This is a genomic window from Pedobacter sp. B4-66 (assembly GCF_018492665.1).
Taxonomy (GTDB): domain Bacteria; phylum Bacteroidota; class Bacteroidia; order Sphingobacteriales; family Sphingobacteriaceae; genus Pedobacter.
The window spans coordinates 324,273-351,260 of the sequence record NZ_JAFVME010000009.1; the positions used below are offsets into that span (position 1 = coordinate 324,273).

A 26,988-nucleotide genomic window follows, 5' to 3' on the forward strand; every position below is an offset into this window, starting at 1 on the left:
GTTGATAAAAAATTTAGACCGTAAATAGCTGGTTTTTTGCTACTTTTGCGCAGATTTTTAAACGTATATATTAATAGGTGTAAAAAATCAAATAATTATACACAGATGAAGTTTAGTTTAGAGGCAAAAGATATACATTCAAAAGCAAGAGCAGGGACAGTTACAACAGATCACGGAGAGATACAAACTCCAATTTTCATGCCCGTAGGTACCGCAGGAACAGTTAAAGCAGTACACCAAAGAGAGCTTAAAGAAGATATCGATGCCAAAATAATTCTTGGAAACACCTACCATTTATATCTTAGACCAGGACTGGATGTTCTGGAACAAGCTGGCGGATTGCATAAATTCATCGGCTGGGACCGTCCTATTTTAACAGATAGTGGTGGTTATCAAGTATATTCTTTGAGCAAAGTAAGAAAAATCAAAGAAGAAGGAGTTACCTTTCGTTCGCATATAGATGGTTCAAAACACCTGTTTACACCAGAATATGCAATGGATATACAGCGTACCATCGGGGCCGACATCATTATGGCTTTTGATGAATGCACGCCGTACCCATGCGATTATAAATATGCAGCTTCATCTATTCACATGACGCACCGCTGGTTAAAGCGCTGCTGTGACAGATTCGACTCTACAGAGCCTAAGTATGGCTTCAATCAAACCCTTTTCCCTATCGTACAGGGTTCTGTTTATAAAGATTTAAGGAAAAAATCAGCAGATTTTATTGCATCTATGGACCGTGAGGGCAATGCAATAGGTGGTTTATCTGTTGGTGAGCCTGCTGAAGAAATGTACGGCATGACCGAAGTTGTATGTGATATTTTACCATACGAAAAACCTCGTTATTTAATGGGCGTAGGTACTCCTATCAATATTTTAGAGAATATTGCGTTAGGAGTAGATATGTTTGATTGCGTAATGCCTACAAGAAACGCCAGAAATGGTATGCTTTTCACTAAAAACGGTATCATTAATATAGGTAACAAGAAGTGGGCAAACGACTTCTCACCAATTGAAGCTGATAGCGATCTACATGCAGACCAAGTTTACTCTAAAGCCTATTTAAGGCATTTAATGCACTCAAAAGAGATGCTAGGTGCACAAATTGCTACACTACATAACCTACATTTTTACCTGTGGTTGGTTAAACAAGCTCGCGAAAAAATCATCGCAGGCGAGTTTTATGCATGGAAAAACAAAATGGTAACTATCTTAGGGAATAAATTGTAAATGAGTTTCTTTAAAGACAGGATTAAAATCATCGACTGGTACATTATCAGTAAGTATCTGGGTACATTTCTGTATACCCTTACCTTATTTGTGGTGATCATCATTATTTTTGACTTGTCGGAGAAACTGGATGACTTTTTAAGTGCAAACCTCACCTTTTGGCAGGTTGTGACCCTGTATTACGCAGGCTCTATCCCCTTTTACGTTAATATGCTCTCGCCCTTGATCAACTTTATTGCCGTAATTTTCTTTACCGCAAAGATGGCTGATCAGACAGAAATCGTACCCATTCTAAGTGGAGGAGTAAGCTTTAACCGCTTCCTTTTACCCTATTTTGTATCCGCATTTGTCATATTCTCCGTAAATCTGGCTTCAAATCTTTTCATTCTACCCTATACAAATCAGCTTAAAAACAGCTTCGAAAACACCTATGTAAAGAAGAATGCATCACCCAGCAAGAACAATATCCACATGAAATTAGATGCGAATACCTACATCTATATGGATAGTTTTGACAACAAAACAAAGAAAGGATCAAGGTTCTCCCTTGATAATTTTAAGGGAGATGTACTTACAAAAAAGCTTGTTGCAGAGGAAATACAGTATGATTCTTTAAAAAGATCATGGAGGCTTACCAATTATTCAGTAAGGTATATCAATGGCTTAAAAGAAACCTTTGTTAGAGAATTAGTAAAACCAAAGGACACTGTACTTGACATGAGACCAGATGATTTCTCGGCCTACGACAATATCTTTGAGAACCTGAGTAACAAAGAGTTATCAGACAAAATTAGAAAAGAAAAGACCAGAGGAACTGGCATTTGGAACGATCTGTTGTTTGAGCAGTACAAACGCTACTTACATCCGCTTTCAGCCTTCGTTTTAACTCTAATTGGCGTAGCATTATCATCCCGTAAGGTACGTGGAGGTGTTGGTTTACCTCTTGGAATAGGCATATTATTAAGCTTTGGCTATATCGTAATGAACCAATTTGCCAAGATGTTCTCCCTAAAAGGAGGCGCTTCTCCGTTATTTGCAGTACTTGCTCCCACCCTATTTTTTGGCTTGTTAGGCTATTATTTACTGAGAAAAGCCCCTAAATAATGTCCCGGTTACACCAGAAACATCTGTAACCAAAAACCCCTTTTAATCTTACATTTTACTGTGTTTATATGGGACTTTACAGGCATCTTGGGCGAATTAATACCTATTGATATCATTTACTCTTTTTACGGCCTATTAGAGCCTTTAATAAAGAAACAACGCATCCTAATACCGGATGTCATCGTAGGCTTAATCATCATTACAGGCATCTATCTTATCTTTAAATTCGAATCAAAGTACACTTTAGGCATCATTTTCGGGCTTACTCCAGCCCTTGGATCCAGCTTATTTGCCACCATAAACTCCACATTAGTTCAAAAAAGCGACCATAAAATCATTGGATTTTATGAGATTTCAGGAGCTTTTTTCTGGATCACACTGTATCGTTTGTTCGACAAAACGCTCCTTACCGAGACATTCAATTTGAGTGTTATCGACTGGATTTACCTGACCGTTTTAGGTACCATTTGCACCGCCCTCGCCTATGTTGCCGGCGTGTCGGTGATTCGTACTTTGTCGGCTTTTAGGGTGGCGTTCATCACCAACCTCGAGCCCGTATACGGCATCATTTTAGCCTTCATTTTCTTCGGAACCAAAGAGGCAATGTCTACCGGATTTTACCTCGGAGCCACTCTCATTTTAGGCTCAGTTTCCCTATACCCCATCTACAAAAAAAGAAGGAATTTACACTAGCAATCTGCCCCTTCTAACGAGGGGGAGGAGGGTAATTCTGCGCAGTAAAAACTCACCAACAACGCTCACATCAAAGTGTAAACAGAAGCCAAAATCAAGCTCTATAACTCAACCCATTTCGCCTCAAAATACCGCGCATTTCTCCAGTATTTTACAGCAACACATTCACCATTCCCGTATACATCGTCAAATTTTAACGAAGAATTTTTGTTGCATTTTAAGCGTAATTAGTGTACCTTAATGGCAGATTCCGACAACCTGAAATAAATTAGCTCCAGAAATCAAAAACCAATCATTTCAGCGCTAACAATTCACAAAAATCAGAATTACATCACTTTAAACAGATTAATATATTTATTTAAAAATCAGTAAATTAAATACTTTTAAATAAATTAAAAAATTACAAATACGAACGCATAAAAAATTACAAATACTAATTGTTTTAGCAAACACAATAAATGACGCAAAATAAAGAACTTAAACAACTGATATTCAAATCAATAATAATATCAACATTAAGTATAATTTCACATAGTGCTTTTGCTCAGGTTTTCGGAGGAGAACAAAACCCACTTAGTGTAAAATGGAGGCAAATAAATGCTTCGGGGTTTAAGATCATCTTTCCGAGCGAATTTGAAAAAGAAGCCCAAAGAATAGCCAATACGCTCGGCTACATTTACCCCCATGTTGGCGGTAGTCTGGGAAGGCAAAAAACCACCATCCCACTGATCCTTCAAAACCGCGGAGTGATCGCAAATGGCTTCGTTCAACTCGCCCCAAAAAAGTCAGAATTTTACACCACCCCACCGCAGCAATTCGACAGTCAGGACTGGCTAAATAACCTGGCCGTTCACGAGCTTCGACACGTTGCTCAATACGACAAATTAACCGGTGGAAAAGCCTACCCTTTTCCCGAGTATGTTTACTTCGCCTGGTTCGGAGTTAGCATCCCACTTTGGTTTTTTGAAGGCGATGCAGTCACCATCGAAACGGCACTTACAAATGCCGGTCGCGGCAGACAACCTTCATGGATCATGCCTTACCGAACCAGCCTACTCGAAGACAAGAAATTCTCTTACAGCAAATCGAGCTTCGGATCAGAAAAAGACATCACCCCCGGATACTACCAACTCGGGTACCTGATGGCTTCGAACATCAGAAAGGAATTTGGGAAAAACATTTTCGACAGTCTACTCACCGACATTCGCAAAAGACCAGTCAGACTCTACCCCTTTTCCAACAGCTTAAAAAAGTTCACCAAAATGGGAACCAAAAAATGGTACAATCACACCACCGAAATTTTGAAGAAAGAATGGACCAGTCAAAGCGAAAAATCACCAACCGAAAACTACCCTGCTCTAAACAGCGAATCCAAATTTGCAACCAACTACTTCCTTCCTGTAAAAATTAAAGACGGCAGAATTCTGACCCTCAAACAAAGCAAAGCTGAGACGGCACATTTCGCAATCATCGACAGCACAAAAAACGAAACCAAACTGTTACGCATCGGCTACCAGGAACAACCATGGTTCAGCTACGCCAACGGAGTTATTGTTTGGGACGAGATTCGTTACGACCCAAGATATCGCCAGCGCAGCTACAGTGTCATCTGCAGTTACAACCTAAAAACCGGGAAGCAGAAAAAACTAACCACAAGAAGCAGGATCTTCTCCCCTTCCATTTCTGCCGATGGGAAAAAGATAGTGGCGGTAAAAATTGACCTTAGCAACAAATGCAACCTGATAGAACTTGACGCAGAAACCGGCGCCACCCTAACCACCATCCCAAATCCCGAAAACCTGATTCTTCAAACTCCTTCTTACAATCCTACCGCAAACCTCATCACCTACATCAGCGTAAGCGAAAAAGGGAAAGCCATATGGGTAACCGACAAAGAAGAGAAAACAGAACAGCTGATAAAGGAAACACAACAGCAGATAAGCAGGCCGATCTACATTAATCGAGGAATAGCTTTTAACGCGCACTACAACGGAATCGACAACATTTACAACATAGATACCGTTTCAAAAAAGATAACCGCTCTGAGCGCCTCTAAATACGGCGCCTTTAATCCAACTCAGGCCGACAGCACAGCCGCCATCGTTTTCAACAACTACGAACTAACCGGCTACCAGATTTCGGAAATGCCATTATCGCCAAAGCCCATTGGCCGAAACAATTTCGTTTATTTTGACGGCGCTGTCCAAAAACAAGAAAACACCGGCAGCGTTTTCAACAACATTCCCGACAGTACCTACATTTCCAAACCATACCACGCACTAACAAACCTGTTCAACGTGCACAGCATAATCCCAAATATTGAAAACGAGTACCGTGGCGGGCTGCAACTAAATTCAGACAACCTACTCAACACTTTCAGTTTTTTTACAGGAGTGGATTATTACCGCGATCTCAATAAGTTCGAATACAACGCTGGCTTTACCTTAAAAAGTTTTTACCCCATCATACGAGCCACGTATAGGAACCGTCCCAGAAGAATTTTCTATAACGCAAAATCAGGCATTCTGCAAGGCGATTGGAGAGAAAACAACATCCAACTCCAGGCTTCGGTTCCGATCAGTTTAAACGCGCTAAATGACACTTACAGCTTTTCATTTAATGCACTAACCAGTTACACCAAAAGGTATGATCCGGTAAATCTGCCAAAAACTTTCATCAACAAATTGGTTTTCCCAATGGAGTACAATTTCACTTTTAACCACAGCACCGCACAAGCTCCGAGAGATATTGCACCAAAATGGGCCCAAATATTTAGAATTTCGTACATGCACCAACCGTTTGATGATAACCTTAGTGGCAAGCTGTTTGCTTTCGAAGGATTTCTGTATTTCCCCGGTTTGCTAAAAAACCACTCTTTCCTTGCCAACTTCAATTATCAGAACACATCAGGCATCAGAAAGTATGATCAGGAAATCAACACCGTTTACGGCTACAGCAACATCAAGGCAAAAAGCATTCTCAGAAACACGCTACTTTTCAACTACCGCTTCCCCATCGTTTTTCCCGATGCAGAGATTGGCCCGCTTGCCTACATCAGAAACCTGAGGGCGGGTATGTTTTGTCATTACGAGAATATTGGAAGTGATACAAATTTAGCCGAACCTAAAACTTTTGGTTTCGAATTGCGCAGTAGTATGAACCTGCTGCGTTACCAGCCAATTTTTGACGTGGGCGCCAGATATGTTTTTGTAAACAAAGTTTATAACCAAAATCCTATATTAGAATTAATTTTAAACTATAGCTTTTAAGTCATGAAGACCAAAACCATTTTTATCATCGCATTCACAGCCATCATTACCATTTTTTTAATGATCAATACAGACGCCGTAGAGTTTAACTTCATTTTTGTAAAGAAAGATATTTCTAAACTGCTGGTAGTGGGTGTATGTACTTTTGTGGGATTCGTACTTGGCTACTGGGCCGGCAGACCGAAAACTACCGTGAGCACTTATGACAGAGTTGATACACCGATAAAATCGGGAGATCATAAAAATACGCTGAGCGATGAGGATCGCGATTACATCAGCTAAAGGAAATCATGCCGGTGTAGGCCGGCATGACAATAATTTTTCTTATTGATGAATTTCGTAAGTGAAATTAAGCGTCGCAGAACGCTCTAAAATATTCGACACCGAGCAATACTTTTCGAAAGTTAAAGCCAACGCTCTCTCTACTTTCTGAACATTTAACGCACCATAAAGGTCAAAGTGAATATTAATCACATCAAATATTGGCGGCATCTCCTGATCCTTACGAGTAGCATTAATCTTTATTTTAACATCATCAAGTGGTTCTTTTTGCTTAGTCAACACATTTACAACATCAATTCCGCTGCAACCACCAAGACCTACCAATAGCATCTCCATTGGTCTAAAGCCTTTACCTTCACCACCAATTTCCGGCTTAGCATCCAACTCCACAGTTTGACCACTTGGGTTCTGAGCTTCAAAATTAAACTTGTTGTTCTTACGTATCAGGTTGATTTCCATTTGTAAATATCTTTTTAACTTGTAAATTTTACCTTTTTAAAGGCGACACTAAATATTATAAAACACTTTGTTGTTCTTTTCCAATTCAGGTAATCGAACCTCATTTTCAAATATTGCAAAAACTGACGAACCACTACCACTCATGGCAGCAAATATTGCTCCCTCATGATAAAGCACATCTTTAACCGCTGCAATTTCAGGATATTTTAGAAACACAGTGCTTTCAAAATCATTATTTAAGTTTGACTTCCAATCTTTCAAGGGTAAACGAATCAACTCCTTTAGCGACACACCAGAGTTATGAGGCAAAATTCCGCTGTAAGCATCTGCAGTCGACACATGAACAGGCGGCTTAACCAGCAAGATCCTATAATCCGAAAGATCAACCTCTACATCACTAAACTCATCCCCTTTTCCCTCAGCAAAAACAGGCTTATTGCTGACAAAGAACGCACAGTCGGCCCCTAATTCCCTAGCATAATCTTCCATCTGAGGAACACTTAATCCCAATTCAAATTTATCATTCAGCAATTTGACAAGAAATGCAGCATCGGATGAGCCTCCACCCAAACCGGCACCAACTGGAATGTTTTTAAGTAATGTGATTTTTTGCGCAGGTAAATCAAAGTCCTTTTTCAGTAGCTCAAATGCTTTTAAGCAAATGTTATCCTCGGCACTGCCTGGTATATCGATTCCTTTAATCTCACAAGTCGTTTCCTCAGCATCTGTAATTTCTATAACATCATTTATTTTTACCGGATAAAATACCGTTTCAAGATTATGATACCCATCAGGTCGTTTTTCAGTTACATACAGACCAAGGTTGATCTTGGCATTGGCAAATGCAAGCATTGATTTTGCGTTTATTGTTAAGCTGGCAAACTTACAAAAATCAAAAACAAGGTGCATCAGTAATAAGTTCAAAATACTCATTATTGGGTATTTTATTCCGCCCCGTTTCCGCATAGCTTTACATAACCGTAAAACAGTGAAGTCCGCACCTCAACTTAATGCACTCCTCATGAAAACACTTTTTAAAACCTTAGTGATTTTACCCTCGCTCATCCTGATTATTTTAGTTGGATGTAAAAAAACAAATCACAAGGAAGCTTTCAAAGAACAAAAAACTGAAAGCAAAGTAATCCTAAAAGCTGTAATAAAAGACAATGGCAAAACTGAATACCAATACAATGAGTTTGGAAAAGTTGAAAGAATTAACCGCTTTAATGACAAAACAGGGCTTACAGAATATCTCATTTATGACTATAGTGATAACCAACCTACGCAGATCCGCAGGTTTGGTCAAAATTATGAGTCCAATGAAATGACACTAAAAAACACATACAAGGTCTTTTACAGAAATAATAGAATTATCAGAATTGAATATTACAACGAGAACAAGGAAGACATTACTAGTCACTTATTCTTCAGATATCAAGACAGCGTAGCCGCTAAGGGTCCACTAGTAGCTTGTGAGGTTAATACTTCTGGAGCTTATAAGGATGGGACTATTTATAGCTTTTCATATGACGAGAGGGGAAATATCATCAAAGAATCCGCTGGCACCACCGCAACAACATTTGAATCAACATTCCAATATGATAATTCAATAAATCCTCAATTTGGCATCGATGGCTTTGAAAAATTACTACATTACGAATATTCTTTCCAAGATGCATTTAATTTTATTGCTTTTTTATCACCAAATAATTGCATTTATTCTGATAGAGAACAAAATGTAAATCGACAAACGATCGCTCAAGCATCGCACAACTACACATACAATGAGAACAAGATGCCAATACGGCTTAAAACCACCGTACGTACGTCGCAACTAGAATATGATTACGAACAGGAGGATCCTAATGCAAACCCATACCAAATGGCAACAAGAGAGGAAAACTACAATCAGCAGTTCGAGTACCAAACAATAACTGTAAAATTAACCCCTTAAAATAATTAATGTTTCTATGCAAAACTTTAGTACAAATCAAAAAACTGTACTTCAACACCTTAATTTCATAAAGTATGAAATTCTACATACATTTAAATTCTTACATGAAGGATGCACGGCGAACGCATTAAAATTTCAGCTAGTATTATCGCCGTTTCTTCGGGCTTGCTTGTACCGATTCTAATCAGTTTAAGTCAAAAGGTCGACCGACAATTGACTCTTAAAGGACTATTATAGGACCATTAGTCCTATAATAGTCCTTTAAGAGTCCTTCAATACTCGTATATCAGCCATTTTGTAATACTGCTTGAGTCAAAGCCACATACCGACCAGCACAGAGTTGCTATTGTTTTTATCGCTTTTTTTAATAGATCAAATGTGGTTAAAATAAAAATGAACCGTGTCGCAATTTCGACTTTATGACGCATTTGTCGCTTTTTGAACCTTTACATATTCTCCAAATGATAGTCAGCTTAGCCTAAATGCATTAAGTTATGAGTTTAAGCAGCTATTTTAATGCGTTTGCGTTGATGAAGGATGAGATACCTTATTAAAGATTCTATTTAATATGTACTTTTGCATCGAATAGCCTTTTATAATTAATCAGATGAAACAATATTTAGATTTGATGCAGCACGTGCTTGATCATGGCACACAAAAACATGATCGTACCGGAACTGGCACCATCAGCGTATTTGGGTATCAGATGAGGTTTAATTTGCAGGAAGGCTTCCCTATGGTTACCACAAAAAAACTGCATTTAAAGTCGATTATCCATGAGTTGATCTGGTTTTTAAGCGGAGATACCAACATTAAATATTTAAAAGATAATGGGGTAAAAATATGGGACGAATGGGCTGATGCAGACGGCAATTTAGGCCCTGTATATGGATCACAATGGCGCTCATGGCCTAAGCCTGATGGTGGACATATTGATCAGATAGAACAGATCGTTAACACCATCAAAAACAATCCGGATTCGAGACGCATTATCGTATCGGCATGGAATGTTGCCGATGTGGAGCATATGGCGCTTCCGCCCTGCCATGCTTTTTTTCAATTCTATGTGGCAGATGGTAAATTGAGTTGTCAGCTTTATCAACGTAGTGCCGATATATTTTTAGGTGTACCTTTTAACATTGCCTCATATGCCTTGCTTACCATGATGGTGGCTCAGGTATGTGGTTTGGAATATGGCGATTTTATCCATACACTTGGCGACGCTCACTTATACAACAATCATATTGAGCAGGCCAGACTGCAATTAAGTAGAGACCCTAAAAAACTGCCTGTAATGGAAATCAATCCCGAGGTTAAAAATATCCTTGATTTTAAATTTGAAGACTTTACATTGAAAGATTACGATGCTCATCCTCATATTAAAGGAGCGGTAGCGGTATGATCATTTCAATTGTAGTAGCAATTGCTGAGAATAATGCCATCGGTAAAAACAATCAGCTATTATGGCACTTACCGGCAGATTTAAAGCACTTTAAGCAAATAACCAGCGGACATACCATTATCATGGGGCGTAAAACCTATGATTCTATTGGCAGACCATTGCCAAACCGCCGTAACATCGTTATTACCAGAAATACTGATCTGACCATTGAGGGCGTTGAAGTGGTTACAAATCTTGATGATGCTTTAGCACTTTGCGATCAGGACGAAGAAGTATTTATAGTAGGTGGTGCTCAGATTTATGAATATGCGATGAGTAAAACCAATCGTATTCATCTTACCACAGTCCACGAAACTTACGATGCGGATACGTTCTTTCCGAAGATCGATAAAGCGGCCTGGAAAGTGATAAATTCAGAAGATTACCAGCCAGACGAAAAAAATGCTGTAGCTTACACATTTTCGACACTTGAGCGGTATTAAACAATCTTAAAAGCAAATAGTTGAAGGCCTATAATAAAAACTTTCATAACGTGGCCGATTAATTGAAAAAATAATTAGATTTGCCGACTTGTTAAAAAAATATATAGCATATAGACTAATAATTACAAACAAATGCAGGGTAAAGGTTTTATAAAATTTATGGCGATACTTTTAGGTATCGTCTGTGTGTATTCTCTCTCATTCAACTTTGTTACTTCTAAAGTTGAAAAAGACGCAAAAGCTTATGCTAAAGGAGACCTGGATAAGGAAAAAGCTTATTTAGATTCGATGGCAACAGTACCGGTATATCCTCTTTTTGGATTTAATTACCAGTTCTGTAAAGAAAAAGAAATCAACCTTGGTTTAGACTTAAAAGGTGGTATGAACGTAACGATGGAAATCTCGTTATCAGAGTTAGTTAAATCTTTAGCTAATAATACTGATGATGCTAATTTCAACAAAGCGTTAGTAAATGCTCAAACTCAGTTGAACGCTGGTGGAAAAGATTTCATTAACTTATTTGTTAATGAATTCGAAAAACTTTCCCCAGGTGTAAAGTTAGCTGACTTCTTTTCTAATCAAGACAACTCTAAACTTCTTAAACCTGATGCCAGCAATTCGGAAGTAAAAAGCTTTTTATCAAAAGAAGCTACTAGTGCTATTGACCGTTCATTCGTTATTATCAGAAGCCGTATTGATGGTTTCGGTGTAGTGAGCCCGAACATGCAAAAACAAGAAGGTACTAACCGTATCCTTATTGAGATGCCAGGTGTTCAGGACAAAGAAAGGGTTCACAAATTGTTACAAGGTTCGGCAGAATTACAATTCTGGCAAGTTTATAACAACGAAGAGGTTTATCCGGTTTTGGAAAACATCAACAAAACTCTTGCTTCAACTTTAAAAGTTGCTGATACTACTTCAGCGGGAAAAGCTTCAACAGATACTACTGCTGCAAAATCAGGAAGTAAATTAGCTGGTTTAGCAAAAAATAAAGACACTAAAGATTCTGCAGGTGTTAAAAATGCTGACGCAGCAAAATCTAACCCATTATTCTCGGTTCTAAACATCCCTACTTACCAAGGTCAAAACGGACAGCCTTCATTGCGTCCGGGACCAGTTGTTGGTTGGGTTGCTCAAAAAGATACGGCTAAAGTAAACGCTTACTTTAAAAGACCTGAAATTCTTTCGATCATTCCTCAGAGTTACAAATTCATGTGGAGTGTTAAACCGATGGACATTGCTCAATCTGGTGGTGCTAAAATCTTTGAATTGTATGCTATCAAATCTTTATCATCTGATGGTAAACCGGATTTAGGTGGTGAGGCAATCAGTGATGCCCGTCATGATTACGATCAAAAAGGTCGTCCAGAGGTAACCATGTACATGACTGGTGAAGGTGCTGCAAAATGGAAAAAAATTACGGCTGAAGCTTCTGCTGATCCAAACAATAAAAAATCTATTGCTATTGTATTAGATAACACTGTTTACTCTGCTCCTACTGTACAGAACGAAATCCCTAACGGTATTTCCTCTATCACTGGTAGCTTTACAGTAAATGATACTCAGGATTTAGCAAACATATTAAAAGCAGGTAAACTTCCTGCTCCGGCTAGAATTGTTGGTGAATTCGTTGTTGGTCCTTCACTTGGTGAGGCGGCTATCCACAATGGTTTATTATCATTCGTGCTTGCATTTATCGTGATCTTGGTGTTCATGGCTTTATATTACAATAAAGCTGGATGGGTTGCTAACCTTGCATTGGTAATCAACTTATTCTTCATCATGGGTATCTTGGTATCGCTAGGTGCGGTATTAACATTGCCTGGTATTGCCGGTATCGTATTAGTAATCGGTTTATCAGTAGATGCGAACATTCTGATCTTTGAGCGTGTTAGAGAAGAGCTTAATTTAGGTAAAGCTACTCCTTTGGCTATCAAAGAAGGTTTCAAACACGCAATGTCATCTATCATTGACTCGAACGTTACAGTATTTGTATTAGGTGCTATCCTTTACATCTTCGGTAGTGGTCCGGTTCAAGGTTTCGCAACTACATTATGTATCGGTATCTTATCATCTCTATTCTGTGCGGTATTGATCTCTCGTTTAGTTTTCGAATACCTATTAGATAAAAAATCTAACATTACGTTTGGTAACAAACACACTATCCACGCATTTAAAAACATTGCCTTCAACTTTGTTGGTCATAGAAAACTTTATTACTCTATTTCTACTGCAATCATTGTTTTAGGTTTTATTTTCTACTTCAAAAATGGCGGATTAAACCTTGGTATCGACTTTAAAGGTGGTAGAACTTATATCGTTCACTTCGATAAAGGAATGCACACTGAAGATGTTAAAGCTAGTCTTAACGCATCTTTCCCTGAGTCGGAAACTATCGTTAAAACAGCAGGTGCTGATAATGAATTAAAAATCACTACTACTTACCACATCACTGATCAGGATCAGGGTGCTGATAAATTAGTTGAGAAAGCTTTACATGAAGGTTTAGCAAAAACAGGTGTTAAATACACTATTGAAAGTAATGAAAAGGTAGGTCCTATTATTGCGAGCGATATTGTTTATGGGGCTTACGGAGCAATCTTGTTCTCTTGTTTAGTGATGTTCTTCTATATTGTAGTAAGGTTTAAGAAACTAAACTATGGTTTAGGTGCGGTTATCGCATTGTTCCATGATGTGCTGCTTGTACTTTCATTCTACACAATTTTAGATGGTGTATTGCCATTCTCTTTAGAAATTGGTCAGGATTTCATTGCAGCGATCTTAACGGTAATGGGTTACACCATGACTGAAACAGTTGTTGTATTTGACCGTATCCGTGAGAAACTTGCTGAAAGTGGTAAAGAAGATTTACATGGTGAGGAACGTAATAAACTAATCAACTTTGCATTGAACAGTACTTTAAGTCGTACTATTTTGACTTCATTAACTGTATTCTTTGTATTGTTGGTAATCTTTATCTTCGGTGGAGCTAGTATCCGCGGATTCATCTTCGCCTTATTGATTGGTCGTATCATCGGTACATATTCATCATTATGTATCTCTACACCTATCGTAATCGATCTTGGTAAAAACAAATAAGTATATTACTTACAAATGATAATTAAAGGCATCCTTTTTGGATGCCTTTTTGTTTGTTATGTATATTTACCAAAATTGATTTTTATGGAGCAACGTTTTCCTAAAGGCAACAAACCCAGAATTATAATTGTAGGCGGCGGCTTTGGCGGCATCGAACTGGCAAAAAAACTGCGAAATCAAGATGTAGAAGTAATTATGCTCGATAAACATAATTACCATACTTTTCAACCATTACTATATCAGGTTGCTACCGGAGGCTTAGAGGCCGATTCTATTGCTTTTCCATTAAGAAGAATCTTTAAAGGTCAAAAAAACTTAACATTTAGGGTTACTGAAGTTAAAAAGGTTTTACCGCTTGAAAATGTTGTTGAAACTACCATCGGTGCTTTCGAATACGACCATCTGGTAATTTCTACGGGATCGACCAGTAACTTTTTTGGACAGGCAGAAATTGAGAAAAATGCCATGCCCATGAAATCAATTCCCGAAGCTTTAAACCTTAGGAGTTTAATACTACAAAATCTGGAATTGGCTCAGATAACTACCAACGAACTTGCTGAAGCAGAATTACTGAATTTTGTAGTGGTTGGTGGTGGCCCTACCGGTGTAGAAACTTCGGGAGCTATTGCCGAGCTCAAAAAGCATGTACTAAAAAATGATTATCCTGAGTTGGATCTCAGTAAAGTAAATATTTATTTGATAGAAGGCTCTCCGGAATTATTGGGAGCCATGTCAGTTCAGGCTCAACAGAAATCGGAAGCATTTTTAAAGGAACTTGGTGTAACAGTTATGACCAATGCACGCGTCCAGTCTTACAACGGCAGGCAATTAACACTTGTTGATGGGCGAATTATCCCCTCTTCTACTGTAATTTGGTCGGCCGGAGTAAAGGGAGTCGTAATTGAAGGCTTAAACCCTCAGAGTGTAGTACGTGGCAATCGTGTAAAAGTTAACGAGATCAACAGAATTGATGGTCATGAGAATATTTATGCCATTGGAGACGTAGCTGCCATGATTACTGAGGAGCTTCCTAATGGGCATCCCGGTGTTGCACCAGCTGCAATACAACAAGGCAAACAACTTGCTGAGAACCTAATTAACATTATAAATAACAAGCCTACCGAGCCTTTTAGATACTTTGATAAAGGTGCAATGGCAACTGTTGGAAGAAACAGGGCAGTTGTAGATATACATAAAGTAAGGTTTCAGGGTGTGTTTGCCTGGTTTACCTGGATGTTTGTTCACTTAATGACGCTAGTTGGGTTTAGAAACAAGCTGGTGGTATTTGTGAACTGGGTATGGAGCTATTTCAGTTACGACAGAGGAACAAGGTTAATTATTCGTCCGTTTTTAAGAGGAAATCCAGAACTTTTACCGGAAACTACCAAACTTGCTAATGATGAGCCAAAAGTTAATTAAGCTGATAGAGTGCCCTCGCGACGCCATGCAGGGTATTCACGATTTTATTGATACCGATATTAAAGCTGCATATATTAATTTGTTGTTGCAGGTTGGGTTTGACACCCTTGACTTCGGTAGTTTCGTATCTCCAAAAGCAATTCCTCAATTGCGTGATACACGCGAAGTATTAGCTAAACTTGATTTAAGCGCTACTCGCTCAAAACTTTTGGCAATTGTAGCTAATTTGCGTGGTGTTGAGGAAGCTGTTTCACACGATGAGATAACTTATCTGGGCTTTCCCTTTTCTATTTCTGAGACGTTTCAACAAAGAAATACTAACTCCAGCATTGCACAATCAATGGATACAGTTAAACAGATACTTGATCTTTGCGATAAGCACAGCAAAACAGCAGTAGTTTATTTGTCGATGGGCTTTGGAAATCCTTACGGAGACGAATGGAATGTTGAAATAGTAGAAAAGTGGGCTGACGAATTAGTGGATAATGGGGTAAGGATTCTTTCTTTATCGGACACTACGGGTGTTTCTTCTCCTGAAAAAATACGTAAGATTTTACCTTCTTTGGTTAAAAGGTTTGAAAACACAGAGATAGGTTTGCATTTGCACAGTACGCCCAATACGCGTTTGGAGAAAATCGAAGCTGCTTATGAAAGTGGATGCCATAGATTTGACAGTGCACTAAAAGGATTTGGAGGTTGCCCTATGGCAACTGATGACTTAACAGGTAATCTGGCCACAGAAGATCTTATTACTTTCTTAGAAAGCAGGAATGAGGTGTTAAACCTGAACATGGCTAAGTGGCAGGAGGCTGTTGTGTTTTCGCAAAAGGTTTTTCCGTTGTATTAAGCTGCTTTCCTAAGCGTGATGATGCTTTTTAACCATTTTAAAATGCTGTATACCGGCTTCTTCAAATTGCTCACCTTCTGCGATAAACCCAAACCTTGAATACAACCTCATCGCATCCAGTTGTGCATTTAAATAGACATAATCTGCATCAGAAGGTAAATCAGACAAGGCTGCTGCTACCAAGGCCTGCCCTATTCGCTTTCCTCTGAACTTTTTCAATACAGCAAATCGTTCTAATTTGTATCCATTGTCTGTTTTACGCCAACGACACGCGCCACAAGGCTCGTTATTTAGCAATGCAAGAAAATGCTTAGAAACATCTTCGTTTTCCCATTCTAGTTCCGGAGGACAATTCTGCTCTTCAACAAAAACGGTTTTTCTAATTGCAAATACTTTATCCAAATCTTGCGGATTGTTTACCTTAATTACCTGAAGTGCGTCCATAACCTTTATTTATTTTACGTTTAAAATGCAACAAAAAAAGCGCCACAAGTATAATTCCTGCGGCGCTTTGTAACTTTTAACCCAAGGATTACAATTTATCGCTTGCGTCTTTACAGTTTAAATCTTCAAATGCTTGAGTTAAACGTTTAACAAAGGCTTCTTCACCTTTACGTAACCAAACACGAGGATCATAATATTTCTTATTCGGTTTATCTTCGCCATCAGGGTTTCCGATTTGTGCTTGAAGATAAGCTTCATTAGCTTTATAATAATCTAAAATACCTTCCCACATTGCCCATTGCATATCAGTATCGATATTCATTTTGATGGCTCCGTAAGAAATAGCTTCTCTGATTTCTTCCTGAGAAGAACCAGAACCACCGTGGAATACAAAGTTGATAGGTTTCTCAGCAGAAATATTGAATTTCTCTTTGATGAAATCCTGAGAGTTTTTAAGAATTACCGGTTGTAATTTAACGTTACCTGGTTTGTAAACACCGTGAACGTTACCAAACGCAGCTGCAACAGTGAATTTATCACTTACTTTGCTTAATTCTTCGTAAGCATAAGCTACTTCAGAAGGCTGAGTATATAATTTAGAACTATCTACATCGCTGTTGTCAACGCCATCTTCTTCACCACCTGTAACACCAAGCTCGATTTCAATGGTCATACCTAATTTAGCCATACGCGCTAAATATTTAGCAGAGATTTCCATGTTCTCTTCGATAGACTCTTCAGATAAATCTAACATGTGCGAAGAAAACAATGGTTTTCCAGTTTCTGCAAAGAATTTCTCACCGTGATCTAACAATCCGTCGATCCATGGTAATAATTTTTTAGCAGCGTGGTCAGTGTGTAATATTACAGCAACACCATAATGTTCAGCTAATAAATGAACGTGTTTTGCTGCAGATACTGCACCTAATACGCAAGCATTTAAGTTATCATTATTTAATGTTTTACCTGCGTAGAATTGTGCTCCACCGTTAGAAAGTTGAATAATAACAGGTGAATTAACTGCTTTGGCAGTTTCCATTACTGCATTAATGGTATTTGTACCGGTAACATTTACTGCTGGCAAAGCAAATTGATGTTTTTTAGCCTGTTCAAACAATTCCTGAACGGCATCTCCGTAAATTACGCCCTTGTAGCCTTTTAAACTCATTTTTTATAATTTTATATCTGCCGAAGTTAGGAAAAATATCACTTTGGGCAAACCAATATGGCGATTATTTTCAATTAAAGCATATTGTTTAGCCTTGGTAATGAAGCTATCATGTGTTATTTTATATTTTTTAGAAGATTTACAGACTCATAATCGTTTAACTAAAGTATCCTTAAACTCTTCTAATTTTTTTTTGTTTCTTTGTACTCGCATTTTTCAAGAAATAACATGGCTTGGTTTAAGAGAGAAAAAAAAGGTATTAGTACGCTTACTGAAGAAAAAAAAGAAGCACCAGACGGTTTATGGAACAAGTGTCCAAATTGTAAAAAAGCTTTACATACTGCCGATCAGGTTGAGAATAAATATGTTTGCCAATATTGTGACTATCATTTAAGAATAGGATCTAAAGAATATTTTCAGGTATTATTTGATGATGATAAGTTTACGGAGCTTTTCCCTAATCTAACATCAGGAGATCCATTGAACTTTACGGACAGCAAGCCTTACACCGACAGATTGGTGGAAAGCATGAAGAAAACGGGCTTAAAGGACGCAATTAGAGCTGCTCATGGCAAGATAGAAGGTGAAGACCTTGTGATTGCTTGTATGGACTTCAATTTCATTGGCGGATCTATGGGTTCAGTAGTTGGTGAAAAAATTGCCAGATCTATTGACTACTCAATGAAACATAAAATTCCGTTCTTAATGATCTCTAAATCTGGGGGTGCCCGGATGATGGAAGCTGCATTTTCATTAATGCAAATGGCTAAAACTTCGGCTAAATTGGCCTTATTAAGTCAGGCTAAAATTCCTTATATATCTTTACTTACAGACCCAACAACTGGTGGTGTAACTGCTTCTTATGCAATGCTTGGTGATATTAACATCGCTGAACCAGGTGCTTTGATCGGTTTTGCTGGCCCAAGGGTTATTAAAGAAACTATAAAGAAAGATCTTCCTAAGGGGTTCCAAACTGCAGAATTCGTTTTAGAACATGGTTTCCTTGATTTTATTGTAGATCGCAGAATGATGAAAGCAAAACTTGCTGCTTTCCTTAAAATGATGAAACACTAGAAAAAATACTCCAATTAAAAGCCCGGTAAATATTTACCGGGCTTTTTTTTATCTACTAAAGTGCTGAACTTAATTCAGCACTTTAATGTAGGCTTATTTGTTTGTATCTGTTGACAGTGAATAAGGGAAATCCGATTCACTAGTGCCTCTTTCTTTATTCGGAGCTTCAACCATATTAAAATCTAAAGTTGCACCTTGCAATAAAGTAGAGTGGCTTAACCAGTTTTTAGAATATGGCTTACCATTGTATTTTAAGTCTTGTACGTATTTATTATCAGCACTGTTTTTTGGTGCATTGATGGTAATCGTTTTACCGTTATCTAACGTTAGCGTAACCTTTTTAAACAATGGGGCTCCAACAACATACTGATCAACTGCTGGAGTTACAGGATAAAATCCTAAAGCAGAGAATACATACCAGGCAGAAGTTTGTCCGTTATCTTCATCTCCACAATATCCATCAGGAGTAGCTTTATACATTCTATCCATAGTTTCACGTACCCAATACTGAGTTTTCCATGGTGCACCTGCATAGTTGTATAAATAAATCATGTGCTGAATTGGCTGATTACCATGAGCATACTGACCCATATTGGCAATTTGCATTTCACGAATCTCATGGATAACACCACCATAATAGCTATCATCAAATACCGGAGGAAGTGTAAATACTGAGTCCAATTTTTGAACAAACTTATCTTTACCACCCATTAATTTAGATAACCCATCAATATCCTGGAATACTGACCATGAATAGTGCCAGCTATTTCCTTCTGTAAATGCATCACCCCATTTGAATGGGTTGAAAGGAGACTGGAATTTACCATCTTGATTTTTACCACGCATTAAACCCGAAGCAGGATCGAACAGATTTTTATAGTTCATACTGCGTTTTTTATAGATATCAATTTCAGATGCCGGTTTACCTAAAGCTTTACCTAACTGATAGATCGCAAAATCATCATATGAATACTCCAACGTTCTTGCAGCATTTTCATTGATTTTCACATCATAAGGTACATAACCTAATTCATTGTAGTATTTAACACCACGACGACCAGTAGCTTGCGGGCCTTCGTTGTTAGCACCATGTTTTACAGCATCCCACAATGTGTTGATGTCGTACCCACGCATACCTTTAATGTAAGCATCAGCAACTACAGAAGCAGAGTTATTTCCGATCATACAATCCGAATAACTAGGGCTAGACCACTCAGGTAACCATCCACCCTCTTTATAATCGTTTACTAAACCTTCCTGCATTTCTTTGTTAATTGCAGGATACATTAAGTTAAGGAAAGGATATAATGCTCTGAAGGTATCCCAGAAACCTGTACCTGCAAATCTATAGCCAGGCATAGTTTTACCCGTGTATGGGCTATAGTGTACAACTTTATTAGATTTATCTACCTCGTACATTCTATGAGGGAAGAACAACGTACGGTACAAACTTGAATAAAAAGTACGAACCTGATCGATAGTTCCACCTTCAACTGAGATTTTGCTTAGTGTTTTGTTCCACACCGCTTTCCCTTTTTGTTTTGTTGTTTCGAAACTATCGTTTGATAATTCTCTTGTTAAGTTGATGTCTGCCTGCTCAAAGCTGATAAATGAAGAAGCAACTTTCATGTTTACTTGCTCACCCTTTTCAGTTTTAAATCCTACGATAGCACCTGAATGATCGCTCTGTAGTTCAAGTGTATCCTTTGCAAGGCTGTTTCCTTTCCAGGCATTCGCCGATGTAAAAGGTTTATCAAAATAAATAACAAAGTAATTTTTAAAGCTTTCAAGCTTTCCGCTACTGTATCTGGTACTGTAACCAATTATTTTACGTTCACCAGGAATAATTTTGATGTAGGAACCTTTATCAAAAGCATCAACAACTACGTATGAATCGTTTGATTTCGGGAAAGTAAAACGAAACTGAGCAGCTCTTTCGGTAGGTGTAATCTCGGTGGTTACATCAGCATCAGCCAAATAAACGCTATAGTAGTAAGGCTTTGCAATTTCAGATTTGTGAGAGAACCAACTCGCTCTATCATCCTGATTGAATCTCATTTTACCAGTTACAGGCATTACTGAAAACTGACCATAATCATTCATCCAAGGAGATGGTTGGTGAGTTTGTTTAAATCCTCTTATTTTATCAGCGTCGTAGGTATAAGCCCATCCATCGCCCATTTTACCAGTTTGTGGAGTCCAAAAATTCATACCCCATGGCAATGCTATCGTAGGATAGGTATTTCCATTTGACAGGCTTGGTTTACTTGCAGTACCCATTAGCGGATTGATCCATTCTACCGGATCAGTTACTTTTCCTACGTTCTGCGCAAAAAGTGCAGACGATGCCAGGACTAATGAGGCGGTTAAAAATTGTTTAATCATGTTTAAAAAATATCAAGTGTGGTTATAATGCTGGGTTTTCTGAATATGCTTTCCACTGGTCATCTAAAGATTTACCTGTTTCCTTTTCCCATATTTCATTTGTATAAGTGTGATCACGCAAACTTGAGTCTATCTTTTGAACTATCCCCTTGTTACCGTGATTTTCTAACCATGCAAGAAATCTTGCAGTTATTCTATAGCTATTTTTATAAGAGTGTGTGCTTTTAAACTCTGGAAGTGCCCAACCTGCACCTGGATTATCTACGCCAAACTTATACCGCACATAATCTGCAATGCCTTCGGTAAGCCAGCCTGGTCCTTTACTACGGCCATAATTCTGAACAATGTGCATTACTTCGTGAGTTACCACATCTACATCTCCCGGAAATTTCTTGAAATAAGCTGAGCTATAAGTTACCTTACCTCCTCCTGTTGCTGCAACCCCATCATAGGCGGTATCTATTTCAAAATAGACTTCCTTATCGGTTTTTTTATTGTACTCTTTACTAAGTTGTGGATAAACTTTAAAAAAAGTTTCTATCATTTTCTTTTTTAGTGCAGGGTCAAATGTTGGATCCTGACTGGTAAAATGAAGCGTGAGTCCATTTTTTTTAATGGTTTCCTTTTCCTGAGCCTTTAAATGATATCCAGAGATCATCACCAAAGCTGCAGCGCATAATAATGTTGTGGTCCGTTTCATATCAAACATCAAATTTAATCGATTTAGCACACAAATAAACATAATAAAATGAAGATTCCCTAGCTGATGATGGTAACAAAGTAATCATATAAAGATTAGAGTTATTTTGACTGCATTTATATTTAGTAAAGCAAGATAGAGTTTTTTTTATTTACTCTTATAAATATTCCGTTTAAACAAAAAAGCTCAAACATCTAAAAATGATGTTTGAGCTTTTAAAGATACTTTAATCTCTATTTAATTAAGCCGTTACATTTTGGCTAACAATCTGTTTTACTTTTTCAACAACAAAATCAAGTTCTTCTTTTGTGTTGTATTTGCTAAACGAGAATCTTACCGATGGACGGTTAGGATCAGCAGCTATACCGGTTAGTACATGCGACCCGATATTAGATCCTGATGAGCAAGCACTTCCGCCTGAAGCAGAAATCCCATTAATATCAAGATTAAACAAAAGCATATCAGCAATATCCATAGCCGGGAAAGAAACATTTAAAACAGTGTACAAGCTTTTTTGAGGCGCTGTTTCTCCATTAAAAAATAGATCAGGCACTTCATTGCTTAACCTTTCCATCATATATGTTTTTAACTCCTGTATATAGTTTTGATGTTGTTCCATTTCTCCGTACGCTATTTGCAAAGCTTTTGCTAAACCAACAATACCGTAAACATTTTCTGTTCCACCACGCATGTTACGCTCTTGAGCACCTCCAAAAATCATAGGACTGATTTTTACTGTATGGTTAACATAAAGGAAACCAACACCTTTAGGGCCATGCAACTTATGAGCTGCACATACAATGAAATGAGCTTTAAGCTTTCTTACATCATGCACATAGTGTCCCATAGTTTGTACGGTATCACAATGATAGATAGCATTATATTGTTCGCAAATATCGCCTACCCTCTCCAGATCAGTTAAGGTCCCTAATTCATTATTTGCATGCATTAGGGAAACAAAAGAACGCTCATTGTTTTTAAGCAACTCTTCCAGGTGATCGTAATCGATATTACCTTTAGCATCTACATTAACAAAGCTAAGCTTATCAATTACACCTTGCTGCAAAAGCATATTAAGCGTATGTTCTACCGCATGATGCTCAATTTTAGAAGTAATGGCATGTTTGATATTAAAGGCAGCAATACCACAGCGAATAGCCGTATTGTCTGCCTCAGTACCTCCTGAAGTAAAGAAAATCTCTGCAGGCGTCGCATTTAAAAGTCCGGAAACAGTTTTCCTTGCCTTTTCAATTAATGTGCGTACCTCACGTCCCTGGGCATGTATGGATGATGGATTACCATAATAAGAATTCATCACATTAACCATTTCCTCTATCACTACTGCATCCAGGGGTGTAGTTGCAGCATTATCTAAATAAATTCTTTCCATTTTTAGTATTAGCTCAGTTTTAATATTTCTTTGATGTCGGAGATGATTTTAGTAGCTAAACCTTCAGCTACAGTTTCAGATCCGGCCTCACTGTAGATACGAATAATTGGTTCTGTATTTGATCTGCGCAGGTGTACCCACTCTTTATCAAATTCAATTTTCAAACCATCAATTGTACTGTTTGGCTGATCCTTATATTTCTCCTGAACTTTAACCAATAGAGCATCAATATCCATTTCAGGAGTTAATGTGATCTTATTTTTAGAAATGTAATACTCAGGATAGCTTTTACGCAACAGTGAAATAGATTTACCAAATTTAGCCAGGTGAGTTAAAAACAACGCAATTCCAACTAAAGCATCACGACCGTAGTGAAGTTCCGGGTAGATAATTCCACCATTGCCTTCTCCACCGATAATTGCATTTGTAGCTTTCATTTTGTTAACCACGTTAACCTCACCTACTGCTGATGCATTGTATGTTCCACCAGATTTTTCGGTAACATCTCTAAGCGCTCTGGTAGAAGAAAGGTTAGATACAGAGTTACCTGGTGTGTTTTGAAGGATATAGTCTGCTACGGCAACTAAAGTATACTCTTCGCCAAACATTGATCCATCTTCGCAAACAAAGCATAAACGATCAACATCAGGATCTACAACGATACCAAGATCAGCATTTTTACTTTGTACAACTTTAGCTATTTCCGTTAAGTTTTCCGGAAGTGGCTCAGGATTGTGAGGGAAATGACCATTTGGCTCACAATACAATTCATGAACGGTTTCAACACCCAAAGCTTTTAATAAAGCAGGTACAAATATACCTCCGGTTGAATTAACACAGTCAATCGCAATTTTAAAATTAGCAGCTTTTATGGCTTCTACATCTACCAATGGCAAAGCTAAGATCACATCAATGTGTTTTTGTAGGTAAGTATCGTTACTTACTACGTTGCCCAAATCATCAACATCAGCAAATGCAAATTCAGATTTCTCTGCAATTTCAAGAACATCCTTACCATCCGCATCACTAATAAATTCACCTTTCTCATTAAGGAGTTTCAACGCATTCCACTGTTTTGGATTGTGGCTCGCTGTTAAGATTATACCGCCACCAGCATTTTCCATAGGAACAGCAATTTCAACAGTCGGTGTGGTAGACAAACCTAAATCGATTACTTCAATACCCAAACCTTGCAGGGTACCAATAACCAGATTATTAACCATTTCACCTGAAATCCTGGCATCACGACCAAGGACAATTTTTTTATTATTTGTTTTGCCGATTACCCACGAGCCGTAGGCTGCAGTAAATTTCACAATGTCGATTGGGGTTAAACCATTACCGGCAATACCACCGATTGTCCCCCTTATTCCAGAAATAGATTTTATTAGTGTCAATTTGTTGATTATTTTTTTTCAAAAATAACAAAAAATAGGCAAAGCAGGTTAACGGAGTACCATGCATTCGTAAAAAAATAGTCCGAGAGCTAGCGATAAAATTGTTTTATGAGAACAATTTTATCTAAGTTTGTTTTTTTTCTAAAACATCAAAATACAGGCTCTATGCAGCGAAAATGGTTCCAATATTGGTTTAACTCTCCTTTCTATCATATACTTTATAGTCAGCGTAATGATGCCGAAGCTGAGTTTTTAATTGACAACCTTTCTGCTTATCTAAAACCAGCTGCTGATTCACGAATTTTAGACATAGCTTGTGGAAGAGGCCGACATGCAATTTACCTGAATAAAAAGGGCTATGATGTAACTGGAATCGACTTATCTGAACAGAGCATTAAGTATGCACAGCAATTTGAACAAAAGAACCTTCATTTCTTTGTTCATGACATGCGGAAATTGTGTTTCATTAATTATTTCGACATTGCAATGAACCTTTTTACCAGTTTCGGCTATTTTGAAACGGAAAAAGACCATGTAAATGCCATTAAAGCTTTCAGAAAAGGACTAAAAGCTGATGGAACGCTAGTTATTGATTATTTCAACACGCAAAAGATCATAAAAAATCTTACCCATCAGGAAACAAAGACTGTTGAAGGTATTGAGTTTCATCTAAATAAATTTGTTGCTGAAGGAAAGATCATCAAACACATTAACTTTGAACATAGAGGTAAGCCTTATGCATTTGAAGAACGTGTACAGGCCTTTACTCTTGCTGACTTTGAGCGTATGTTTGAAAAAAGTGGATTAAAAATCTCAGCAACTTTTGGAAGTTACGGATTAGCCCCATTTGATGAAACAAAGTCTGACAGGTTAATACTAATTTGCAAAAAAGCATGATAGAAAGTTTACAACAATTTGATGTAGAACTTTTCCTTAAGATCCATAGAGGATTTGCCAATCCATTTTTTGATTGGTTGTTGCCATTGATGCGCAATCGTTTTTTTTGGGCCCCACTCTATCTATTCATTATCATTTTCTCTTTTATTGAGTATAAAAAGAAAGGCTGGTATATTATTGGGATGTTGCTTGTTACTTTTGCCATTGGCGATTTAGTAGCATCACGGGTGATTAAGCCCTCAGTAGCTAGAATCAGACCCTGCAATGAAATAACTCTTGCAAATGAGATTATTCATCGTGTGCCTTGTGGAAGCGGCTACAGCTTCCCTTCTGCCCATGCTACAAACCATTTTGCCATTGCTGTATTTCTTATCTTTGTATTTTACCACAGATGGAAACCAATACTATCTATTGGACTCTTTTGGGCCTTTATCATTTCGTTTTCTCAGATTTACGTAGGTGTTCACTACCCTATCGATACTATGGTAGGCGCAATACTTGGTACGCTTATAGGCTTATTAACATCAAAAATTTATAAAAAATTACAACCACAGTTATAATGGAAATCTGGAAAGTATTAATTCTATTTTTTAGTGCATTTTTAGGAGGTTCTGCTATCTTTTTAGTAAAAAGCGACAAATCCCAGCTATTAAAACTGATTCTCTCTTTTAGTGGGGCTTATTTGTTCGCTATAACTGTTTTACATTTAATCCCTGATGCCTACAGTGGTTCAGATCCGCAGGAAATCGGAATTTTCATCCTTATAGGTTTCTTATTGCAGATATTTTTAGAACAATTTTCTGAAGGTGTTGAACATGGTCACATCCACAAGCATCATGAAACTAAAGTTTTCCCTTACGGAATTATGATCAGCCTTTGTCTTCATGCTTTTCTTGAAGGAATGCCTTTAGCTAAAGACCAGCACAATGCATTGATCTTTGGAATTTCCCTTCACCATATTCCTGCTGCTTTTGCATTGGCTAGTATTTTAATGCAAAACCAGTTCAAAAGAGAGAATATTCTTGTTTACATAGGCATTTTCGCTGTAATGGCACCGCTTGGGTTTTACGTAAGTTATGGACTTAGCAATGGAACAATAGGCGGTATTGAAAACTATTTCAATAGAATTATGGGAATTGTAATTGGTATCTTCTTACACATTTCTACTACTATCCTATTTGAATCAAGTGTTGATCATAAAGTATCTAAACGTAAAATGATTGCCGTGTTATGCGGGATAGGTATTGCGTTAATTGGATATTTTAGTTCAGCACATTCGCACTAAAT

Annotated in this window: 23 protein-coding genes; 15 read left to right on the forward strand and 8 right to left on the reverse strand. The window is 37.8% G+C overall.

Features of this window, described 5'->3' with window-relative positions; genetic code table 11:
• Window positions 1-105: 105 nt before the first annotated feature.
• The 5 genes from tgt to J1905_RS16445 all read left to right on the forward strand — a co-directional run bounded on the left by tgt (window position 106) and on the right by J1905_RS16445 (window position 6,584).
• Window positions 106-1,236: a tRNA guanosine(34) transglycosylase Tgt gene (gene tgt / locus J1905_RS16425; RefSeq protein WP_214228377.1), complete on the forward strand. Its 1,131-nt coding sequence runs from the start codon at window positions 106-108 to the stop codon at window positions 1,234-1,236.
• On the forward strand, window positions 1,237-2,340 hold the full coding sequence (locus J1905_RS16430; RefSeq protein WP_214228378.1) for an LptF/LptG family permease: 1,104 nt from the start codon (window positions 1,237-1,239) through the stop codon (window positions 2,338-2,340).
• A gap of 87 nt (window positions 2,341-2,427) precedes the next feature.
• Window positions 2,428-3,033, forward strand: coding sequence for a DMT family transporter (locus J1905_RS16435; RefSeq protein ID WP_250318122.1), 606 nt, complete (start codon window positions 2,428-2,430; stop codon window positions 3,031-3,033).
• Between the two features lie 458 nt (window positions 3,034-3,491).
• The gene (locus tag J1905_RS16440) at window positions 3,492-6,302 is read left to right on the forward strand and encodes a TolB family protein (RefSeq protein WP_214228379.1); all 2,811 of its coding nucleotides are present in this window, start codon (window positions 3,492-3,494) and stop codon (window positions 6,300-6,302) included.
• 3 nt (window positions 6,303-6,305) lie between these two features.
• Window positions 6,306-6,584, forward strand: coding sequence for a LapA family protein (locus J1905_RS16445; protein WP_173091409.1), 279 nt, complete (start codon window positions 6,306-6,308; stop codon window positions 6,582-6,584).
• Between the two features lie 42 nt (window positions 6,585-6,626).
• Here the strand turns inward: J1905_RS16445 and J1905_RS16450 are convergent, their stop codons facing one another.
• Both J1905_RS16450 and ispE read right to left on the reverse strand, forming a co-directional pair.
• Window positions 6,627-7,043, reverse strand: coding sequence for an OsmC family protein (locus tag J1905_RS16450; protein ID WP_214228380.1), 417 nt, complete (start codon window positions 7,041-7,043; stop codon window positions 6,627-6,629).
• A gap of 48 nt (window positions 7,044-7,091) precedes the next feature.
• On the reverse strand, window positions 7,092-7,895 hold the full coding sequence (gene ispE, locus J1905_RS16455) for a 4-(cytidine 5'-diphospho)-2-C-methyl-D-erythritol kinase (RefSeq protein ID WP_214228439.1): 804 nt from the start codon (window positions 7,893-7,895) through the stop codon (window positions 7,092-7,094).
• A 169-nt stretch (window positions 7,896-8,064) separates the two neighbouring features.
• On the opposite strand from ispE, the gene J1905_RS16460 reads away from it, so the two are divergent.
• The 6 genes from J1905_RS16460 to J1905_RS16485 all read left to right on the forward strand — a co-directional run bounded on the left by J1905_RS16460 (window position 8,065) and on the right by J1905_RS16485 (window position 16,246).
• Complete coding sequence (locus J1905_RS16460; protein ID WP_214228381.1) at window positions 8,065-8,997, forward strand: hypothetical protein; 933 nt, start codon at window positions 8,065-8,067, stop codon at window positions 8,995-8,997.
• Between the two features lie 607 nt (window positions 8,998-9,604).
• The gene (locus J1905_RS16465) at window positions 9,605-10,399 is read left to right on the forward strand and encodes a thymidylate synthase (RefSeq protein WP_214228382.1); all 795 of its coding nucleotides are present in this window, start codon (window positions 9,605-9,607) and stop codon (window positions 10,397-10,399) included.
• Window positions 10,396-10,881 (forward strand): dihydrofolate reductase, encoded by a 486-nt coding sequence (locus tag J1905_RS16470; RefSeq protein ID WP_214228383.1) that lies wholly within the window; start codon window positions 10,396-10,398, stop codon window positions 10,879-10,881. Before J1905_RS16465 ends, J1905_RS16470 begins: the two co-directional genes overlap by 4 nt.
• Window positions 10,882-11,013: 132 nt before the next feature.
• Window positions 11,014-13,980, forward strand: a complete 2,967-nt coding sequence (secDF, locus tag J1905_RS16475) for a protein translocase subunit SecDF (protein WP_214228384.1) — start codon at window positions 11,014-11,016, stop codon at window positions 13,978-13,980.
• 84 nt (window positions 13,981-14,064) lie between these two features.
• Window positions 14,065-15,399, forward strand: coding sequence for an NAD(P)/FAD-dependent oxidoreductase (locus J1905_RS16480; RefSeq protein WP_214228385.1), 1,335 nt, complete (start codon window positions 14,065-14,067; stop codon window positions 15,397-15,399).
• A complete protein-coding gene (locus J1905_RS16485; RefSeq protein WP_350027987.1) occupies window positions 15,377-16,246 on the forward strand; it encodes a hydroxymethylglutaryl-CoA lyase in 870 nt (289 codons plus the stop codon). Before J1905_RS16480 ends, J1905_RS16485 begins: the two co-directional genes overlap by 23 nt.
• Window positions 16,247-16,255: 9 nt before the next feature.
• On the opposite strand, the gene J1905_RS16490 is transcribed toward J1905_RS16485, so the two are convergent.
• A complete protein-coding gene (locus J1905_RS16490; RefSeq protein ID WP_173091399.1) occupies window positions 16,256-16,690 on the reverse strand; it encodes a GNAT family N-acetyltransferase in 435 nt (144 codons plus the stop codon).
• Between the two features lie 88 nt (window positions 16,691-16,778).
• On the reverse strand, window positions 16,779-17,858 hold the full coding sequence (gene fbaA / locus J1905_RS16495; RefSeq protein ID WP_173091398.1) for a class II fructose-bisphosphate aldolase: 1,080 nt from the start codon (window positions 17,856-17,858) through the stop codon (window positions 16,779-16,781).
• A 228-nt stretch (window positions 17,859-18,086) separates the two neighbouring features.
• Between fbaA and accD the strand changes: the two genes are divergently transcribed.
• Entirely contained in the window at window positions 18,087-18,932 is an 846-nt protein-coding gene (accD, locus tag J1905_RS16500) for an acetyl-CoA carboxylase, carboxyltransferase subunit beta (protein WP_173091397.1), read from the forward strand.
• Between the two features lie 93 nt (window positions 18,933-19,025).
• Here the strand turns inward: accD and J1905_RS16505 are convergent, their stop codons facing one another.
• The 4 genes from J1905_RS16505 to glmM form a co-directional block, all read right to left on the reverse strand.
• Complete coding sequence (locus J1905_RS16505; protein ID WP_214228386.1) at window positions 19,026-21,317, reverse strand: GH92 family glycosyl hydrolase; 2,292 nt, start codon at window positions 21,315-21,317, stop codon at window positions 19,026-19,028.
• A gap of 22 nt (window positions 21,318-21,339) precedes the next feature.
• Window positions 21,340-22,017 carry a basic secretory protein-like protein gene (locus J1905_RS16510; RefSeq protein ID WP_214228387.1) on the reverse strand — a complete coding sequence of 226 codons (678 nt, stop codon included), beginning with the start codon at window positions 22,015-22,017 and terminating at the stop codon, window positions 21,340-21,342.
• A 241-nt stretch (window positions 22,018-22,258) separates the two neighbouring features.
• Complete coding sequence (locus J1905_RS16515; protein WP_214228388.1) at window positions 22,259-23,407, reverse strand: cysteine desulfurase family protein; 1,149 nt, start codon at window positions 23,405-23,407, stop codon at window positions 22,259-22,261.
• An 8-nt stretch (window positions 23,408-23,415) separates the two neighbouring features.
• On the reverse strand, window positions 23,416-24,804 hold the full coding sequence (glmM, locus tag J1905_RS16520; RefSeq protein WP_214228389.1) for a phosphoglucosamine mutase: 1,389 nt from the start codon (window positions 24,802-24,804) through the stop codon (window positions 23,416-23,418).
• Window positions 24,805-24,969: 165 nt separating this feature from the next.
• On the opposite strand from glmM, the gene J1905_RS16525 reads away from it, so the two are divergent.
• Genes J1905_RS16525 through J1905_RS16535 form a run of 3 tightly spaced genes read left to right on the forward strand, consistent with a single transcriptional unit; the run spans window position 24,970 to window position 26,986 of the window.
• Window positions 24,970-25,701: a class I SAM-dependent methyltransferase gene (locus tag J1905_RS16525; RefSeq protein WP_214228441.1), complete on the forward strand. Its 732-nt coding sequence runs from the start codon at window positions 24,970-24,972 to the stop codon at window positions 25,699-25,701.
• Window positions 25,698-26,261, forward strand: a complete 564-nt coding sequence (locus tag J1905_RS16530; RefSeq protein ID WP_214228390.1) for a phosphatase PAP2 family protein — start codon at window positions 25,698-25,700, stop codon at window positions 26,259-26,261. Before J1905_RS16525 ends, J1905_RS16530 begins: the two co-directional genes overlap by 4 nt.
• The gene (locus J1905_RS16535; RefSeq protein WP_214228391.1) at window positions 26,261-26,986 is read left to right on the forward strand and encodes a ZIP family metal transporter; all 726 of its coding nucleotides are present in this window, start codon (window positions 26,261-26,263) and stop codon (window positions 26,984-26,986) included. The genes J1905_RS16530 and J1905_RS16535 overlap by 1 nt, the downstream gene beginning before the upstream one ends.
• The last annotated feature ends 2 nt before the right edge of the window (window positions 26,987-26,988 follow it).

Coding starts and splice junctions, on each gene's coding strand:
- tgt (WP_214228377.1), top strand. CDS start 106: ATGAAGTTTAGTTTAGAGGCAAAAGATATACATTCAAAAGCAAGAGCA.
- J1905_RS16430 (WP_214228378.1), top strand. CDS start 1,237: ATGAGTTTCTTTAAAGACAGGATTAAAATCATCGACTGGTACATTATC.
- J1905_RS16440 (WP_214228379.1), top strand. CDS start 3,492: ATGACGCAAAATAAAGAACTTAAACAACTGATATTCAAATCAATAATA.
- J1905_RS16445 (WP_173091409.1), top strand. CDS start 6,306: ATGAAGACCAAAACCATTTTTATCATCGCATTCACAGCCATCATTACC.
- J1905_RS16450 (WP_214228380.1), bottom strand. CDS start 7,043: ATGGAAATCAACCTGATACGTAAGAACAACAAGTTTAATTTTGAAGCT.
- ispE (WP_214228439.1), bottom strand. CDS start 7,895: ATGCTTGCATTTGCCAATGCCAAGATCAACCTTGGTCTGTATGTAACT.
- J1905_RS16460 (WP_214228381.1), top strand. CDS start 8,065: ATGAAAACACTTTTTAAAACCTTAGTGATTTTACCCTCGCTCATCCTG.
- J1905_RS16465 (WP_214228382.1), top strand. CDS start 9,605: ATGAAACAATATTTAGATTTGATGCAGCACGTGCTTGATCATGGCACA.
- J1905_RS16470 (WP_214228383.1), top strand. CDS start 10,396: ATGATCATTTCAATTGTAGTAGCAATTGCTGAGAATAATGCCATCGGT.
- secDF (WP_214228384.1), top strand. CDS start 11,014: ATGCAGGGTAAAGGTTTTATAAAATTTATGGCGATACTTTTAGGTATC.
- J1905_RS16480 (WP_214228385.1), top strand. CDS start 14,065: ATGGAGCAACGTTTTCCTAAAGGCAACAAACCCAGAATTATAATTGTA.
- J1905_RS16485 (WP_350027987.1), top strand. CDS start 15,377: ATGATGAGCCAAAAGTTAATTAAGCTGATAGAGTGCCCTCGCGACGCC.
- J1905_RS16490 (WP_173091399.1), bottom strand. CDS start 16,690: ATGGACGCACTTCAGGTAATTAAGGTAAACAATCCGCAAGATTTGGAT.
- fbaA (WP_173091398.1), bottom strand. CDS start 17,858: ATGAGTTTAAAAGGCTACAAGGGCGTAATTTACGGAGATGCCGTTCAG.
- accD (WP_173091397.1), top strand. CDS start 18,087: ATGGCTTGGTTTAAGAGAGAAAAAAAAGGTATTAGTACGCTTACTGAA.
- J1905_RS16505 (WP_214228386.1), bottom strand. CDS start 21,317: ATGATTAAACAATTTTTAACCGCCTCATTAGTCCTGGCATCGTCTGCA.
- J1905_RS16510 (WP_214228387.1), bottom strand. CDS start 22,017: ATGAAACGGACCACAACATTATTATGCGCTGCAGCTTTGGTGATGATC.
- J1905_RS16515 (WP_214228388.1), bottom strand. CDS start 23,407: ATGGAAAGAATTTATTTAGATAATGCTGCAACTACACCCCTGGATGCA.
- J1905_RS16525 (WP_214228441.1), top strand. CDS start 24,970: ATGCAGCGAAAATGGTTCCAATATTGGTTTAACTCTCCTTTCTATCAT.
- J1905_RS16530 (WP_214228390.1), top strand. CDS start 25,698: ATGATAGAAAGTTTACAACAATTTGATGTAGAACTTTTCCTTAAGATC.
- J1905_RS16535 (WP_214228391.1), top strand. CDS start 26,261: ATGGAAATCTGGAAAGTATTAATTCTATTTTTTAGTGCATTTTTAGGA.